The sequence below is a fragment of the Paramicrobacterium humi genome (genome assembly GCF_900105715.1).
GTDB lineage: Bacteria > Actinomycetota > Actinomycetes > Actinomycetales > Microbacteriaceae > Paramicrobacterium > Paramicrobacterium humi.
This window is the reverse complement of sequence record NZ_FNRY01000001.1, coordinates 1,866,432-1,882,098: the sequence shown is the minus strand read 5'-3', so window position 1 is coordinate 1,882,098 and position 15,667 is coordinate 1,866,432. Positions and strand designations below refer to the sequence as shown.

15 protein-coding genes are annotated in these 15,667 nt (G+C 69.6%); 9 read left to right on the top strand and 6 right to left on the bottom strand.

Annotation, left to right across the window (positions count from 1 at the left end; translation table 11 throughout):
- Positions 1-10 precede the first annotated feature (10 nt).
- The 6 genes from BLV49_RS09350 (at position 11) to BLV49_RS09325 (ending at position 5,498) form a co-directional block, all read left to right on the top strand.
- Positions 11-598, top strand: coding sequence for an ECF transporter S component (locus BLV49_RS09350; protein ID WP_091183072.1), 588 nt, complete (start codon positions 11-13; stop codon positions 596-598).
- A 1-nt stretch (position 599) separates the two neighbouring features.
- Positions 600-2,312 (top strand): ABC transporter ATP-binding protein, encoded by a 1,713-nt coding sequence (locus BLV49_RS09345; protein WP_091183068.1) that lies wholly within the window; start codon positions 600-602, stop codon positions 2,310-2,312.
- A complete protein-coding gene (locus BLV49_RS09340) occupies positions 2,309-3,109 on the top strand; it encodes an energy-coupling factor transporter transmembrane component T (protein WP_091183067.1) in 801 nt (266 codons plus the stop codon). Before BLV49_RS09345 ends, BLV49_RS09340 begins: the two co-directional genes overlap by 4 nt.
- A gap of 39 nt (positions 3,110-3,148) precedes the next feature.
- Positions 3,149-4,228, top strand: a complete 1,080-nt coding sequence (locus BLV49_RS09335; protein WP_091183064.1) for an Rv2578c family radical SAM protein — start codon at positions 3,149-3,151, stop codon at positions 4,226-4,228.
- Positions 4,229-4,299: 71 nt separating this feature from the next.
- Positions 4,300-4,935, top strand: coding sequence for a helix-turn-helix transcriptional regulator (locus BLV49_RS09330; protein WP_176980793.1), 636 nt, complete (start codon positions 4,300-4,302; stop codon positions 4,933-4,935).
- Positions 4,936-4,961: 26 nt separating this feature from the next.
- Entirely contained in the window at positions 4,962-5,498 is a 537-nt protein-coding gene (locus tag BLV49_RS09325; RefSeq protein ID WP_091183059.1) for a GNAT family N-acetyltransferase, read from the top strand.
- Here the strand turns inward: BLV49_RS09325 and BLV49_RS09320 are convergent.
- The 6 genes from BLV49_RS09320 to BLV49_RS09295 form a co-directional block, all read right to left on the bottom strand.
- Entirely contained in the window at positions 5,495-6,571 is a 1,077-nt protein-coding gene (locus tag BLV49_RS09320; protein ID WP_091183055.1) for a cytochrome b/b6 domain-containing protein, read from the bottom strand. The two genes, BLV49_RS09325 and BLV49_RS09320, sit on opposite strands and share 4 nt — an antisense overlap.
- On the bottom strand, positions 6,568-7,152 hold the full coding sequence (locus tag BLV49_RS09315) for a vitamin K epoxide reductase family protein (protein WP_176980792.1): 585 nt from the start codon (positions 7,150-7,152) through the stop codon (positions 6,568-6,570). Before BLV49_RS09315 ends, BLV49_RS09320 begins: the two co-directional genes overlap by 4 nt.
- Positions 7,153-7,220: 68 nt before the next feature.
- Positions 7,221-7,874, bottom strand: a complete 654-nt coding sequence (locus BLV49_RS09310; protein WP_091183048.1) for an anaerobic ribonucleoside-triphosphate reductase activating protein — start codon at positions 7,872-7,874, stop codon at positions 7,221-7,223.
- Entirely contained in the window at positions 7,871-9,673 is a 1,803-nt protein-coding gene (locus BLV49_RS09305) for a ribonucleoside triphosphate reductase (RefSeq protein ID WP_091183043.1), read from the bottom strand. Before BLV49_RS09305 ends, BLV49_RS09310 begins: the two co-directional genes overlap by 4 nt.
- A gap of 115 nt (positions 9,674-9,788) precedes the next feature.
- On the bottom strand, positions 9,789-11,021 hold the full coding sequence (gene coaBC, locus BLV49_RS09300) for a bifunctional phosphopantothenoylcysteine decarboxylase/phosphopantothenate--cysteine ligase CoaBC (protein WP_491522685.1): 1,233 nt from the start codon (positions 11,019-11,021) through the stop codon (positions 9,789-9,791).
- Positions 11,022-11,128: 107 nt separating this feature from the next.
- Complete coding sequence (locus BLV49_RS09295; protein WP_091183036.1) at positions 11,129-12,994, bottom strand: DEAD/DEAH box helicase; 1,866 nt, start codon at positions 12,992-12,994, stop codon at positions 11,129-11,131.
- 365 nt (positions 12,995-13,359) lie between these two features.
- On the opposite strand from BLV49_RS09295, the gene BLV49_RS09290 reads away from it, so the two are divergent.
- From BLV49_RS09290 to BLV49_RS09280, 3 genes are all read left to right on the top strand, one after another.
- On the top strand, positions 13,360-13,629 hold the full coding sequence (locus BLV49_RS09290; protein ID WP_091183034.1) for a GlsB/YeaQ/YmgE family stress response membrane protein: 270 nt from the start codon (positions 13,360-13,362) through the stop codon (positions 13,627-13,629).
- A gap of 128 nt (positions 13,630-13,757) precedes the next feature.
- Positions 13,758-14,963, top strand: coding sequence for a sensor histidine kinase (locus BLV49_RS09285; RefSeq protein ID WP_143034019.1), 1,206 nt, complete (start codon positions 13,758-13,760; stop codon positions 14,961-14,963).
- Positions 14,960-15,628 (top strand): response regulator, encoded by a 669-nt coding sequence (locus BLV49_RS09280; RefSeq protein ID WP_091183028.1) that lies wholly within the window; start codon positions 14,960-14,962, stop codon positions 15,626-15,628. The genes BLV49_RS09285 and BLV49_RS09280 overlap by 4 nt, the downstream gene beginning before the upstream one ends.
- Positions 15,629-15,667: the final 39 nt, after the last annotated feature.

The following is a 15,667-nucleotide window of genomic DNA, read 5'->3' as shown; positions in this document are numbered from 1 at the left end:
GGATACGCCCATGTTCAGCACCCGCCTTCTGATGACCTGCGCCGCGATCGGCGTCGGCAGCGGACTCGTCTTCACCGCCGCCGGCTTCGTGAACGGCATCGTCGCGGCGACGGTGCCCGTTCTCTACGGCCTCGCGATCGGGGTGTACTTCCTGCCGGGCGTCATCGCGCAGTCGCTGCTGCGCCGCGGCGGCGTCGCCATCATCACAGGGCTCATCGCGGGGCTCGTCGCCTCGGCGGTGAACCCCGCGTTCGTCATGCAGTACATCGGCACGGCCGTGGCGATCGGGCTGCTGCAGGAAGTGCCGTTCGCCGTGACGAAGTACCGGTACTGGAAGGCGTGGGTGTTCTATCTCGCCGCCGTCGTGATGGGACTCGTCTTCGGCGCCGGCGTCTTCATCGGCGTGGGGCTCGAGCACTTCGCCGGCTGGGTCAACATCGTGTACTTCGGCACGTTCGTGCTCAGCCCCGTGCTGTTCACCTGGATCGGCCGGCTCATCGCGGCGGGCATCGACCGCACGGGCGTCGCGCGCGGCGTGCAGAAGGAGATCGACCGGCGCCGGAACGCCCCGCACACGGCCGCGATGACCGCGGCCTGACATGCCGGACCCCCTGCTGCGCATCGCCGACGTCAGCATCCGCCACGACGAACGCGAGACGTTCACTCCGCACGGCGCGAGCTTCGACGTCGCGCCCGGCGAGGTCGTGCTGCTGCTCGGCCCGTCGGGCTGCGGCAAATCCACTCTCGCCCTCGCCGTCAACGGGCTCGTCCCGCACGTCATCTCGGCTGAGCTGAGCGGCAGCGTGACGACAGTCGGGCTGCCTGCGCGGGACACGCCCGTCGCGCGACTCGCGGAGCACGTCGCCATGGTGTTCCAGGATCCCGATGCGCAAGTGGTGACGGGAACCGTGCTCGACGAAGTGTGCTTCGCGCTCGAGAACATGCTGCTGTCCGTCGAGGAGGTGCTCGCTCGCGCGGAGGAGGCGCTGCGGGTCGTCGGCCTGTGGTCGCGCCGCGACGACTCGCCCGACATCCTCTCGGGCGGCGCCCGCCAGCGGCTGGCCATCGCGTGCGCCCTCGCGATGCGCACGCCGCTGCTCGTTCTCGACGAGCCGACGGCGAACCTCGACCCCGCGGGAAGCGACGAAGTGTACGCGGTGCTCCGCCGGCTCGTCGCCGGCGGCGAGCACGGCATCGTGCTCATCGAGCACGACGTCGACGCGGCCCTCGGCATCGTGGACCGCGTCGTGGTTCTCGATCGCGACGGGCGGACGGCGTTCGACGGAACACCGCGGGAGGTTCTCGCGGGCCACGCCGACGAGATCGCGGCGCTCGGGGTGTGGCTTCCCGTCGCGACGGCCGCCGCGATGCGGCTGCGCGGCGCCGGCATCCGCATCGACTCCCTCCCGGTGACCGCAGGCGAGCTCGCCGACGCGCTTTCCGGAGGCGAGCTGCCGCCGCTGCCCGCGCCGCCGCCCGCCCCCGTGCTCGGCGCGCCGGTGATCACCGTGCGCGACCTGACGATCCGGCGCGGCGGTCACACGCTTCTCGATCACGTGTCGCTTGAGGTGCGCACGGGTGAGTTCCTCGCCATCGTCGGCGGCAACGGGGCCGGGAAGACGACGCTCCTGCAGGCCATGGCGGGCGTGAGCTCCCCGCCGAGACGGCGGGTGAGCATCGCGGGACTGGATGCGGCGACGGGAGACGTGCGCGCGCTCGCCCGCCGGGTCGGCTTCGTCTTCCAGAACCCCGAGCACCAGTTCGTGACGAATTCCGTGCAGGACGAGCTCGCCCACGGCCTCCGCATCCACGGCGACGAGTCGGGCGCCCGGCTCGATGAGGCGCAGATCGAGGCTCGCGTGGAGGAAGTGCTGCGCCGCTTCGGGCTCGCCGAACTGCGCGACGTGCACCCGTTCCTGCTCTCGGGCGGCCAGAAGCGCCGGCTGTCGGTCGGCACGGCCCTCATCGTCGGAGCGCCCGTACTCGCGCTCGACGAGCCGACGTTCGGCCAGGACCGCGAGCGCGCCAACGAGCTCATGGCCCTGCTCTCGAATCTGCACGCGCACGGCTCGACAGTCATCATCGTCACGCACGACATGCAGCTCGTCGCGGAGTACGCGACGCGCATGATCGTGATGGCGGACGGGAGGATCGCGGCATCCGGCCCACCGGGCGAGATCTTCGACGACGAGCGGATGCTGCGACGCGCTGGACTGCGGACGCCGCCGCTCGCCGACGCCATGCGCGCGCTTCCCGACCCCCGCTGGCGCGGTGTCCACCGGCTCGGCCAGCTGCCGGGCGGTGATCAATGAGCCTCGACCCGTACGCGCGCGAGGAGGTGTCGGCGCGCCATTACCTGCACGCCCTCAACCCGCTCGCGAAGATCGTCGCCGTGCTTCCCGTCATGGTCGTCATCGTGTTCACCCGAGACGTGCTCACGCCGCTCGTGCTCGTGGGTCTCGCGTACCTCGTGCTGCTGACCGGGGTGCGGCTGACGCGGCGGCGCGCCGCGATCCTGTTTCTCGCGCTGCCGCTGCTCGGCGGCATCCTGTCACTCGGATTCGGACTGTGGACGGACCCGGCTCGCGTCGACCACTCGGTTGAGCTGTTCCGCGTCGGCGGATACCGGTTCTACGCCGACGCGTGGCGCGTGGGGCTCGCGACGGCGCTGCGGCTTGTCGCGATCGTGAGCCTCGCACTCATCAGCGGCATGAGTTCGACCGGTCCGGACCTCGTGCGGTCGGCCGTGCAGCACGCGCGGGTTCCGTACCGCATCGGCTACGCCGCGCTCGCCTCGTACCGCTTCGTGCCGCGGTTCCGGCACGAGCTCGAGGTCATCCGCAAGGCGCATCGCGTCCGTGGGAGCGCGGGCGGCCGCGGGCCCGTTGCCGCGCTCAATCGCGGCGTCCGGTCGATCATCCCGCTGCTCGCGAGCGCGATCCGGCACGCCGAGCGGGTGTCGCTGTCCATGGAGTCGCGCGCCTTCGGCGCGCACGAGACCCGGACCGAACGCTACCTCGTCCCGCTGCGCACGCGTGACGGCGTCTTCGTCGTCGTGCTGTGGCTCTGCGCAGCGGCACTCGTTCTCGGTGTTCGATTCTTCGCGTAGAGGCTTTTCGATTCTTCGTAACTGTGTTCTACTGGTTGCATGCGGTGGGACGGCCAGAAGATCACGGAGTCCGCGGGCGCGAGCGAGACGCTCCCGGGCCTCGGGAACCTGAGCGGGCTCGTGCGCTCGGTGCGCACGCCCGAGTTCGCCGGCATCACGTTCCATGAGGTGCTCGCGAAGTCCGCCCTCAACAAGGTGCCGACGAGTTCGCAGATGCCGTTCGGCTGGACGGTGAATCCGTACCGCGGCTGCTCGCACGCCTGCACGTACTGCTTCGCACGACCGACGCACGCATACCTCGACTTCAACGCGGGCGAGGATTTCGACCGGCAGATCGTCGTGAAGGTCAACGTGGCCGACGTGCTGCATCGCGAGGTGACAAAGGCGTCATGGGGACGCCACCCGGTCGCGCTCGGGACGAACACCGACCCCTACCAGCGGGCGGAAGGCCGGTACGCGCTCATGCCGGACATCATCAAGGCCCTCGCCGGCTCGGGAACGCCGCTGTCGATTCTGACGAAGGGATCGCTGCTGCGGCGGGACCTTCCGCTGCTCGCGGAGGCGTCGACGCAGGTTCCCGTCGACCTCGCGATGTCGATCGCCATCTACGACGACGAACTGCAGCAGTCACTCGAGGCGGGGACGCCGTCCGCGACCGCGCGCCTCGCGACCGTGTCGGCCGTGCGGGAGGCCGGGCTTGACTGCGGCGTGTTCCTCATGCCGATCCTGCCGTACCTGACCGACTCGCGGGAGCACCTGGACGAGGCTCTCACGCGCGTGAAGCAAGCGGGCGCGACGTCGGTGCTGTTCAGCGCGCTGCACCTCAAGCCGGGCGTGAAGCCGTGGTTCATGATGTGGCTGCAGCGCGAGCGCCCCGAGCTGCTCGGCCGATACGCCTCCCTGTACGCGAAGGGCGCGTACGCGCCCAAGGAGTACCGCACGTGGCTCGCGCAGCGGATGGTGCCGCTGATGCGGAAGCACGGGCTGGCTCGCGGCGCGGAAGACCCGGCGACGGGAACGGTGCGCTCCTCAGCTCTCGGCCGGCTGCGCAACGACGCGGGCGAGCGCCCCGCGGTGGCGTTCGCCGCGGCCGGCGACGATCAGCCGACTCTGTTCTGAGCGCGCCCTCTCCCCCGCAAGACGCGGATAAAACTGGCATTTCTACATCATGTAGAAGTACCATGTCTGGTATGGCCACGCCTCTCGCCGCGAACTACCGGACGCTCTCCTCGATCAGCCGCATCGACCTGCTGCACATGCTCATGACCCGCGGAACGCTCAGCGTCGACGAGCTCGCCGAGGCCACCGGGCTGCACGCCAATACGACGCGCGAGCACCTGCACCGGCTCATCGATGCGGGCTTCGTGCGCTCAGAGACGCTGCACAAGGATTCCCGCGGCCGGCCGCGGCTGCTGTACACCGCCGTCACGGACCCGGACGACCCGCACCGGGCCGAACGGGTGAAGCAGGCGTTCGAGCGCGCCGACCAGGTGCGCCGCCTTGTCAGCCCGGCCACGGCCTCGGAGCCGGTGTCGGCGGCCGACCGGCAGCTTGACCTGCTCGAGGATCACATGGACGAGTGCGGATTCGACGCCTCCGTCGACGCCGACGAACTGCGCCTCACCGTGCACGAGTGCCCCTACGACAAGCTCGCCGCCGACCACCCGCAAGTCTGCCAAGTGCACTACGGACTGCTGTCGGCGAGCATCGACCAGATCGACGGCCCACTCGAGGCGAGCGAGCTGCACGCCCGCGACCCGCACACCGGCTGCTGGGTGCGGCTGCGGCAACGCGACCGAAACAATGACGCCGCGGAAGCCTCATAGCCGCGCCCGGGAGCACGGTTGCTGACATGACGGCCGACGCGCCCGTGCACGACAGTCCTTCGTTCGAGACGAGCCGCCTTCTGCTCCGGCCGTGGCGGGTCGCCGAGGCTGCGGTCATGCGCGAGCTGTGGACAGAGCGCGATCCGCGCGTGCCCCCGCATCGCCGCATCGATGCCGACGGGCGCCCCACGCTCGCCGAGCTCGAGGAGTCGATACGCGCCGAGCAGCCCTCGTCGGTCGGAATGCTCGCGATCGAGCGAAAGTCCGCCGGAGACGTCATCGGGTACTGCGGCCTGATCGACAGCGGTCGAGGCGGCACGGGCGCGCCTGAGCTGGGGTTCGAGCTGCTGCGCCGAACCTGGGGAAACGGCTACGCCACGGAAGCCGCATGGGCGGTCATCGACTGGGCGAAGTCGTCGGGATACCGACGCCTCTGGGCGACGGTCTGGGATTGGAATGTGGCTTCTCGCCGCGTCCTTTCCAAACTCGGCTTCACCGAGAGCGATCGCACGGAAGTGGATCCGGCGCGCGGCACCACTTTGTTCACGACGCGTGAACTTTAGAACAGCCGGGCGAGAGGGCCGAGCGCGGTCACCGCGACCTTCTGCACGGCGTTCGGCCACTTGTTGGTGACCGGCGACACGATGAGCCACAGCACGGCGAGCACGATCACGCCTATGCCGAACAGCACAAGCCCGGCGGGCGAGGCCGTCGCCGACCCGATCGTGATGTGAGTGAGATTGGATGCCGCTCCCGTGATGAGAACGAGCGCGACATGCACGATCGTGAACACCACGAACCAGCCGAGAACCAGCGCGTGCACCGAGCGGGCGACCTCGGGGTTGAACAGCTTCGAGGTCGTGGCGCCGAGCGCGCGGCTGACGCGCGGCGCCTGCAGCATCCCCGTCGCGATCGCGAGCGGCGCGGCGATGAACACCGTGACGAAGTAGGTCAGCAGCTGCAGCCCGTTGTAGGCGATCCACGAGTCCTGCACGGGGAAGTCGAGGGACGCGTACTGCAGCGCAGCGCTCAGCGCGTTCGGCACGACGTCCCAGCTGGTCGGCACGGTGCGCACCCACTGCCCGGTCGCGAACAGCAGCACGTAGAACACGATCCCGTTCAGCAGCCACAGCATCGTCACGGTCAGGTGCCACCAGCGAGCGGAGGCGCTTGACCGGCGAGTGCCCGGCAGCCCCAGCTGGCTCGGCAGCGACACGGCGTCGTGCCGCGGGGAGACGCGCGCACCCTGCTCGATCGCGTCGTTCAGACGCAGCCACTCTTGCCCGGGCCGCTGGCCCACCTTCCAGAACAGTCGCGGCCGACCGGCGAGGATCTGCAGGCCGGAGCGCATGATCGGGATGAGGAACACGATGTTGAGGAAGTGCTGCCAGCGCAGCCACCACGGGAAGCCCTGCGGTTCGGCGCGCGGGCTCGTGCCCGGGTAGGCGGCGATGAACTCCTGCACGCCGGGCATCTGACGCAGCCCCGCGGCGACGCCGACGAGCACGCCGAGCAGAACCGCGACGGCAGGCAGGAGCCAGAGCAGGTTCAGCCAACGCCGCCCCGTCCGCAGCCGGGGGAACCGGGCGCGCTGGTCTTCGGCCTCGGGCTTGCCGGCCGTCTCACGGGTCGTCACAGTGATCCCACGATATCCAACTGCAGCTGGGCCCACACCGCGATCGCCGCGAACACCACGAGACTGCCCCACAGCCAGGGCACCGGAATCGCGCGCACGGCGCTCACCACGGGCTGCGGCGCCGGCAGCATCCGCTCTCGAACGACGTGCGTGAGCACGCCGAGCAGCAGCGGGACCGTCACCGCCCACGTGAGCATGCACCAGGGGCACAGGATGCCGAGCACCGCGATCGACTGCACGACGAACCACACGACGAGCGCCGTCGCGCCCGCGAGCGCCGCGGTGAGACCGAGCCACACCCAGCGCGGCAGCGGCACCGCGACGGCGAGCACCCCGAGCAGCATCACGGCGGGCCAGAACATCAGCCCGATGAGCGGGTTCGGGATGCCGAGCAGCGAGCCCTGCACGGAGTTCAGGCTCGCGCCGCAGCCGATGAGCGGGCTCACATTGCAGTTCGGGGCCGCACCGCCCGCCGTGGCGATCTTCTCCAGGGTGAGGGCGAGCGCGGCGACCGCACCGAGCGCACCGCCGGCGACGAGGCACACGGCGAGCGCGCGGGGTCGATGGTCTGCGGACGGCACGGTTCCAGTCTCGCCCGGAAGGACGATCGGATGCCGCTGAACGCGCCGTGCCAATTCGCCGCCCCTTCTCAGGCCCGCACTGCCGCGAGGCGCGCCGCGTACTCCGGGCGGGTGCCGTCCGGGCGCACGCGCTGCAGAACGTGGTCGGCGACGCCGAGCTCCGCGAGCGTGTCGGTGAGTTCGGCGACATCCACGTCGGACATCGTGGTCGGGTCGACGGTCGTGCGCACCTGCAGGTCGACGCCGCTGTCCTGGGCGAGGCGCAGGCTTGCGAACGCCTTCGTCGCGGCGCTCGCGACGCCGCACACGGCTGCGTAGAGCCGCTCGGGCGCCTTGATGTCGAGCCCCACCCAGTCGCACAGCGGAAGCACGTGCGCGAGCCGCGCCGGGTACGGGCCCGCCGTGTGCAGGCCGACCCCGAAGCCGAGCGCGCGCACGTGCGCCATCGCGTCGGCGAGGCCCGGCTGGCGGGTCGGCTCGCCGCCCGAGAACACGACGCCGTCGAGCAGGCCGCGGCGGCGTTCCAGGAAGGCGATGATCTCGGCCCAGGCGATGCGGCCGGGCGTGCGCGGGTCGATGAGCTCCGGGTTGTGGCAGAAGCCGCAATCGAGCGGGCAGCCCTGCAGGAACACCGTCGCGACGAGCCTGCCCGGCCAGTCGCACGTCGACAGCCGCGTGAGGCCGGCGATCTGCAGGCCGTCCGCGCACGCCCGGGCGGTCATCGGCTCATCGCCTCCTCGACGAAGTGACGCCGCTCCGCGTGCTCGCCCTTCTTGCCGATGTTGAACGAGCTCACCGGGCGGAAGTAGCCCATCACCCGGGTCCACACCTCGCACAGGCCGCCGCACGTCGGGCACGCCGGGTGCTCGCCGGCGAGGTAGCCGTGCTCGGGGCAGATCGAGAACGTCGGTGTGACGGTGATGTACGGCAGGCGGTGGGTGGCGAGCGAGCGCCGGACGAGCTCGCGGCAGGCCGCGGCATCCGACAGCCTCTCGGACATGTAGAGGTGCAGCACCGTGCCGCCCGTGTACTTGGTCTGCAGCTCGTCCTGGCGTTCGAGCGCCTCGAACGGGTCGTCAGTGAAGCCGACCGGCAGCTGTGACGAGTTCGTGTAGTACGGGTTCTGATCGGTTCCGGCGTGCAGGATGCCGGGGAAGCGGGCCCTGTCCTCTTTCGCGAAGCGGTAGGTGGCGCCCTCGGCAGGTGAGGCTTCGAGGTTGTAGAGGTGTCCGGTGGCCTCCTGGAACTCGACGATGCGCTCGCGCACGTGGTCGAGCAGGCGCACGGCCATGGCGTGGCCCTCGGCCGTGGTGATGTCGTGCTCGTCTCCGGTGAGGTTTCGGATCATCTCGTTCACGCCGTTCACCCCGATGGTGGAGAAGTGGTTGCGCAGCCCGCCCTGCAGGTAGCGCTTCGTGTAGGGGAACAGTCCGCCCTCGATGAGCTGGTCGATGACGACGCGCTTGCGCTCGAGGGAGTCCTTCGCGAGGTCAAGGAGCCGGTCGAGCGCGGCAAGCGCGCCGACCTCGTCGCACGGGTTGAGGTAGCCGAGGCGGGCGCAGTTGACGGTGACGACGCCGAGGGAGCCGGTCTGCTCGGCCGAGCCGAAGAGGCCGTTGCCGCGCTTGAGCAGCTCACGCAGGTCGAGCTGCAGCCGACAGCACATGGAGCGGATCTGGCCGGGCTCGAGCTCGGAGTTGATGAAGTTCTGGAAGTAGGGAGTGCCGTACTTCGCGGTCATGGCGAACAGCGCTTCCGCATTCTCGGAGTGCCAGTCGAAGTCCTCGGTGATGTTGTAGGTGGGAATCGGAAACGTGAACGTGCGGCCGTTCGCGTCGCCCGAGGTCATGACGTCGATGTAGGCCCGGTTGATCAGGGCCATCTCGGCGGTGAGGTCGCCGTAGCTGAACGGCTGCTCGACGCCGGCGATGACGGGGACCTGGTCGCGGAGGTCCTCGGGGCACACCCAGTCGAAGGTGAGGTTGGTGAACGGCGTCTGCATGCCCCAGCGGGAGGGAACGTTGAGGTTGTAGACCAGTTCCTGGATGCCCTGCCGCACCTCGTCGTAGTCGAGGCCGTCGACGCGGACGTAGGGCGCCATGTAGGTGTCGAAGGAGCTGAACGCCTGCGCGCCGGCCCACTCGTTCTGCATCGTGCCGAGGAAGTTGACGATCTGCCCGAGCGCGGAGCTGAAGTGCCTGGGCGGCGCCGACTCGACCTTGCCCGGAACGCCGCCCAGTCCCTCCTGCAGCAGCACCCGAAGCGACCAGCCGGCGCAGTAGCCGGCGAGCATGTCGAGGTCGTGGATGTGGATGTCGCCGTTGCGGTGCGCCTGCCCGATCTCGGGCGAGTACACCTCGCTCAGCCAGTAGTTCGCGACGACCTTCCCGGCCGTGTTGAGGATGAGGCCGCCGAGAGAGTAGCCCTGGTTGGCGTTCGCATTGATGCGCCAATCGGAGCGGTCGAGATATTCGTTGATGGTCGCGGCGACGTCGACGACGGGCGCGGGCGATGCGGACATGACATTCCTTCCCGATGCCGGCGGCCCTGCGCCGCCGGTTACCGAGAAGCTACGCCCTCACCACAAGATGTAGTGGCGCAGTTCGCCGTGAATAACCACATGTAGCGAGCGAGCGTCAGTCGCGGCCGCGCAGAAGGTCGCGTGCGGCGTCGAGGATCGCGTGCGCGACGTCACTCTTGCTGCCGGCGACGGCAGCGCCGAGGGGCCCGTTCGCGTCGATCAGGCGCACCTCGTTGTCGGCGGCGCCGAAGCCGCGGCCGCCGTCCACGCGGTTGACGGCGATGAGATCGCAGCCCTTCCGCTCCCGCTTCTCGGCGGCGAGCCGGATAAGCTCCGCCTCATCGGACGTCGTCTCGGCGGCGAAGCCGACGAGCACGCGCGCTCGGCGATCGGCGTGGCCGAGCTCGGTGAGGATGTCGGGGTTCTGCACGAGCCTCAGCGTGACCGGGCCGCCATCGGCTTCCTTCTTCATCTTCGTGTCGGACACGTCTTCCGGCCGGTAATCGGCGACGGCAGCCGCCATGATGACGACATCCGCGGAGGCCGCCCGTTCGAGCATGGCCTCGCGGAGTTGCGCCGTCGTCGTCACGGTGAAGCTCTCGATGCCGGCGGGTACCTCGATTTCGAGGTTCGCGGCCACGAGCAGAACGTCCGCTCCGCGCTGCTTGGCCGCCTCGGCGAGGGCGACACCCTGACGGCCGGATGACCGGTTGCCGATGAAGCGCACCGGATCGATCGGCTCCCGAGTCCCGCCCGCGCTGATCACGATGCGGCGGCCGTCGAGGTCACGCGCCGTCCGCCCGTGGCCACCGGCTTCGAGCACGGCGGAGACGATCTCGTTCTCGTCGGCGAGCCGGCCGATGCCGCTGTCCCTGCCGGTCAGGCGGCCTTCTCCGGGGCCGACGATGCGCACACCGCGTTCGCGCAGCGTCGCCACGTTGTGCGCCGTCGCCGGGTTCTGCCACATCTCGGTGTGCATGGCGGGAGCGATCACGAGCGGCGCCTTCGAGGCGAGGATGCTGTTGCCGAGCAGGTCGTCGGCGAGTCCCGCGGTGATTCGCGCGATGGTGTTCGCGGTGGCGGGGGCGACGAGGATGACGTCGGCGCTCTGCCCGAGAGCCACGTGTCGCACCTCGGCGACGCCCTCGTACAGGTCCGTCGCGAGCGGGTTGCGGCTGATCGCCTCGAAGGTCGGCGCACCGACGAACTTGAGCGCCGATTCCGTGGGGATGACGTGTACGTCATGCCCGTCGAGCACGAGGGCGCGGATCACGCCGACGACCTTGTAGGCGGCGATTCCTCCGGTGACGCCGACGATGATCTTCATGCCGCTCTCCGTTCTGTGCACCGCGTGGGACGCTCCCGCACATCATAGGCGCGGCTGCGCCGGCCGCAACCGGGGCGTTAAGCGCGGATGGCCCCGATCCACCGGGATCGGGGCCACCTCTTCGCGTGCTACGCCGTCAGGTCAGCGACCGTGAGGCGACCGGCGATCTCGTCGATGACGTCGTCGCCGGGGAACGCGTCCACGATCGGCGCGTCGATCTCGGCGCGCTCGAGCAGCTCGGCCATGCGGCGGCGACGGTTGCGCGGGATGACCGTGACGACACGGCCGTCCTTCCCTGCCCGGCCGGTGCGGCCCGAACGGTGCAGGTACGTCTTGTACTCGTCGGGCATGTCGGCCTGGATCACGAGCGTGACATCGTCGACATGGATGCCGCGAGCGGCGACGTCCGTGGCGACGAGAACGTTCACCCGTCCCGACGACAACCGGTCGAGGTTGCGCTGGCGCCTCGCCTGGCTGAGGTCGCCGTGCAGCGCGACGGCGCGGACGCCCGCGTCCTCCAGCTCGTCGACGAGCTGCTCGGCGTACGCGCGAGTGCGCGTGAAGACGACCGTCTTGTCGTCACGATCGGCGAGTTCGCGCAGCACCTGCACCTTGTCCTCGCGCAGCACGACGAGCACACGGTGGTCGATGTGCGACGATGCCTGGTCCTCGCCCGCGACCTCGTGCACCGCCGGGTCGACGAGGAACTCGTCGACGAGCGCCGCGACGCCCGTGTCGAGGGTGGCCGAGAACAGCAGCTTCTGACCGCCGTCAGCAGTCTGCCGCAGGATGCGCTGCACGGGCTCGAGGAACCCGAGGTCGCACATGTGGTCGGCCTCGTCGATGACCGTCACGGTCACGTCCGACAGGTCGAGGCGCCCCTGCTGAATGAGGTCCTCGATCCGGCCCGGGGTGCCGATCACGATGTCGACGCCGCGGCGGAGCGCACCGACCTGGCGGGCCTGCGGCACGCCGCCGTAGATCTGGGTCGTGAACAGGCCGACGCTGCGCGCGATGGGCTGAACGGTGCGGTCGATCTGCAGCGCGAGCTCGCGGGTGGGAGCGAGGATGAGGGCACGCGGGTTCCGCCCCATCTCACGGCGGGTGCCGCCGTTGTTCTCCATGAGCTTCTCGACGAGCGGGGCGCCGAACGCGATCGTCTTCCCGCTGCCGGTGCGGCCGCGGCCGAGCACGTCGCGGCCGGCGAGCACATCCGGGATCGTGGCGGCCTGGATCGGGAACGGCGACGCCGCGCCGAGCTCTCCGAGGGTGCGCACGATGTTGGAGCCGAGGCCGAGGTCCGCGAAGCTCACGCCTTCGACGTCGGACGCCTGGATCGCTTCGGCTTCGAGCCGTTCGAGCACGACGTCATCCTGTGGAGTGAAACGCGGCTTCTCGTCGCGGCTCGGGTAGAAGTCGCTGCGCTCACGACGCTGCGGTCGCTCACGATCGAAGCGTCGCTCGCCGTCGAATCGCCGGGCCGGACGCTCCGAGTGGCTGCGGCGGTCGTCGTCGAAGCGGCGACGCGGGCGCTCCTCGCGATCGAAACGACGCGCGGGGCGCTCGTCGCGGTCGAAACGACGCTGGGGCCGGTCGTCCTGTCCAAACCGCCGGGCGGAACGCTCCTCCCTGTCGAAACGACGAGCCGGACGCTCCTCCCGGTCGAAACGACGAGCCGGACGCTCCTCGCGGTCGAAACGACGTGCGGGGCGCCCCTCCCGGTCGAAACGACGCGCGGGGCGCTCCTCGCGATCGAAATGACGCGGGGAACGAGCCTCGTCGGAGTAGCGCGGCGCGCGCTCCGCGCGTTCGGCGCGCTCGGCGGCATTCCAGCGGTTCTTGCGCGGTTCCTCCTCGGGTGCGCGGTAGCCGCGGTGCCCGGGACTGCGGCTGCCGGGCTTCGGGCCGCTTCTCCGCGCCTGCCGCTTGGCGGCGTAGTCGGGATCGAAGTTGCGGGCGGGGCGACCGCCTGCGGGTTTCTTGTTCTTCGGCATCGGTGTGCTTTCCGGGTTGTTCTTGCGCATGCAACAGCAGTGCAGAGCGCCGCAGACACGGCGCTCTCCTCACCCGGGCGATCAGTGGCCGGGACCGTTCACATGATGTGAATTCGCTTCTCGTTCTCGAGAGGAAACCGGCCCAACGGACTTACAAACCCATCCGCGAACATCGCGGTGCCCAGAGCCGACCTCACAACTTTACGGGACCCTCGCTGGGAACCGGCACAGAGAACGTGGTCTCTGCCCCATGAGCGGGGTCCGCGTCAAGGCCCTCCCCTGCCCGGGACCGCTGCCCCTAAAGTGATCGAACTCGGGAAACCGGGATCGCCCCACAGGCGATATCAAGCGAAAGGGCACCACAAATGAACTTCATCGCATTCCTCATTCTCGGTCTGATCGCGGGCGCGATCGCCAAGCTCATCCTGCCCGGCAAGCAGGGCGGAGGCTGGTTCGTCACGCTTCTGCTCGGCGTCGTCGGCGCGCTCCTCGGCGGCTGGATCGGCAACATGATCTTCCACGTCGGCGTTGACGAGTTCTGGAGCCTCTCCAGCTGGCTGCTTGCCATCGGCGGCTCCATCATCGTCCTCCTCATCTGGGGTCTCATCTTCGGACGCAAGAACGCGGAGGCGTAAGTCCCTCCCACCGCAGAGCACTCCGCACGAGAACGACCCCCTGGCTCACACCAGGGGGTCGTTCTCGTGCTGAAGGTTCACTCTGCTGAGCGATTCGCGCACGGCGAGCCCCATGCCACTATTCAGGGGTGACTTCCCGACGACAAGAACTCGTGTGGCGCATCGTCCTCGCCAGCATCGCTATCGCCCTGTACGCGGTGATGGTGCCGATCCAGTCCACGCTGTACGCAACCTTCGTTCCGCTCGCCTTCGTTCTCTCGGCCCTCGTGTGCGGCAGCATGGTCGTGGCCGTGAGCGCGCCGCGCACCGGAACCGCGCTGTTCCTCGTCGGCCTGTTCGGCTCCGCCGTTGCCGGCGGGGCCGGTCATGACGCCTTCTGGCCGTGGCCGCTGTCCGTTCCCGTCATGATCGCGCTCGCCCTGCTCGTCGGCGTCGTCGCCTTCCGCACCGGCTGGCGGCCCGGACTCATCGCGTGGCTCCTCGCGCTCCTCGTCACGATCGTGGTGCTGCAGTTCCCCGGCCAGCCGCGGGATCCTGACGCCACGGCCGCCGACCTCATCGTCGCGTTCTCGATCGCCGGCGTCCTGTACTTCATCGCCCTCCTCGTCGCCGGTCGCGAGCGCATTCAGGCGGAGCTCACGCGCGAGCGCGAAGTCTCGGCCGATGAGCAGTCCCGCCGCCTGCTCGTCGAGGAGCGGGCGCGCATCGCCCGGGAGATGCACGACGTCGTCGCGCACAGCATGTCGCTCATCCAGGTTCAAGCGTCGACAGCTCGCTATCGTCTTCCCGATCTGGATGCCGCGGCCGCTGCCGAATTCGACGACATCGCTGCGTCGGCGCGCAGCTCCCTCACCGAGATGCGGCGTCTCCTCGGCGCGCTGCGCACCGAGGACCAGTCGGCCGAGCGGGCGCCTCAGCAGACCATCGCCGACATCCCCGCTCTTGTCGACGCGGCCTCTCGCGCGGGCGTCGACATCACGCTTGAGCGCGTCGAGGGCGCGCAGTCGGCACCGCCGTCAGTCCAGATCGCGGCGTTCCGCATCGTGCAGGAGGGCGTCAGCAACGCCGTGCGTCATGCTCCAGGCTCGCGCGTGTCCGTGAGCGTGCGCGAGCAGGGAGCGCTTCTCGTCATCGACGTGAGCAACGCAGCGGCGACGGAGCCGGTGCACGCGGCGGCCGGTGGCGGCCACGGTCTCATCGGAATGCGCGAGCGCACGACCCTTCTCGGCGGCAGTCTCGACACCCGGCCGAGCCCCGACGGCGGCTGGCACGTGCACGCCACTCTGCCATGGGACACTATGGGCGCAGCATCCGCCCCCGAGGAGCGTTCATGAACATCACCGTCGTCATCGCCGATGACCAGGCCATGGTGCGCGCCGGGTTCGCCGCGCTTCTCGACGCGCACGAGGGCATCTCCGTTGTCGGGCAGGCCGCGGACGGCGTCGATGCCGTCGACCTCGTGCGGCGGCTCAAGCCGGACGTCGTGCTCATGGACGTGCGGATGCCGCGCCTCGACGGGCTCGAGGCGACGCGCCAGCTGCTGAACCCCACCCGGCCGCTGCCGCACGTGCCGCGCGTCATCATGCTCACGACGTTCGACATCGACGACTACGTGTACGAGGCGCTCGAAGCGGGAGCGAGCGGATTTCTGCTCAAGGACTCGCTGCCCGCCGAGCTTGTGCAGGCGGTGCGCGTCGTCGCGGCCGGGGACGCGCTGCTCGCGCCGAGTGTGACGCGGCGGCTCATCGAGCAGTTCGCCAAGCAGCGTCCCGCGAGCCCCCGTCAGGCGCTCGAGCTCAACGCCCTCACAGACAGGGAACGTGAAGTGCTCACGCTCATCGGCCGGGGACGGTCGAACGGAGAGATCGCGGCCGACCTGTTCATCTCGGAGCAGACGGTGAAGACGCACGTGGGCAAGGTGCTCTCGAAACTCGGCGTGCGAGACCGCGTGCAGGCCGTGATCTTCGCCTACGACTCGGGTCTCGTCACGCCCGCCTGAATCAGCGCTTCGCTCCTGGCGTACGCCACGTGTGAATGG

Coding starts and splice junctions, on each gene's coding strand:
- BLV49_RS09350 (WP_091183072.1), top strand. CDS start 11: ATGTTCAGCACCCGCCTTCTGATGACCTGCGCCGCGATCGGCGTCGGC.
- BLV49_RS09345 (WP_091183068.1), top strand. CDS start 600: ATGCCGGACCCCCTGCTGCGCATCGCCGACGTCAGCATCCGCCACGAC.
- BLV49_RS09340 (WP_091183067.1), top strand. CDS start 2,309: ATGAGCCTCGACCCGTACGCGCGCGAGGAGGTGTCGGCGCGCCATTAC.
- BLV49_RS09335 (WP_091183064.1), top strand. CDS start 3,149: ATGCGGTGGGACGGCCAGAAGATCACGGAGTCCGCGGGCGCGAGCGAG.
- BLV49_RS09330 (WP_176980793.1), top strand. CDS start 4,300: ATGGCCACGCCTCTCGCCGCGAACTACCGGACGCTCTCCTCGATCAGC.
- BLV49_RS09325 (WP_091183059.1), top strand. CDS start 4,962: ATGACGGCCGACGCGCCCGTGCACGACAGTCCTTCGTTCGAGACGAGC.
- BLV49_RS09310 (WP_091183048.1), bottom strand. CDS start 7,874: ATGACCGCCCGGGCGTGCGCGGACGGCCTGCAGATCGCCGGCCTCACG.
- BLV49_RS09305 (WP_091183043.1), bottom strand. CDS start 9,673: ATGTCCGCATCGCCCGCGCCCGTCGTCGACGTCGCCGCGACCATCAAC.
- BLV49_RS09295 (WP_091183036.1), bottom strand. CDS start 12,994: ATGCCGAAGAACAAGAAACCCGCAGGCGGTCGCCCCGCCCGCAACTTC.
- BLV49_RS09290 (WP_091183034.1), top strand. CDS start 13,360: ATGAACTTCATCGCATTCCTCATTCTCGGTCTGATCGCGGGCGCGATC.
- BLV49_RS09280 (WP_091183028.1), top strand. CDS start 14,960: ATGAACATCACCGTCGTCATCGCCGATGACCAGGCCATGGTGCGCGCC.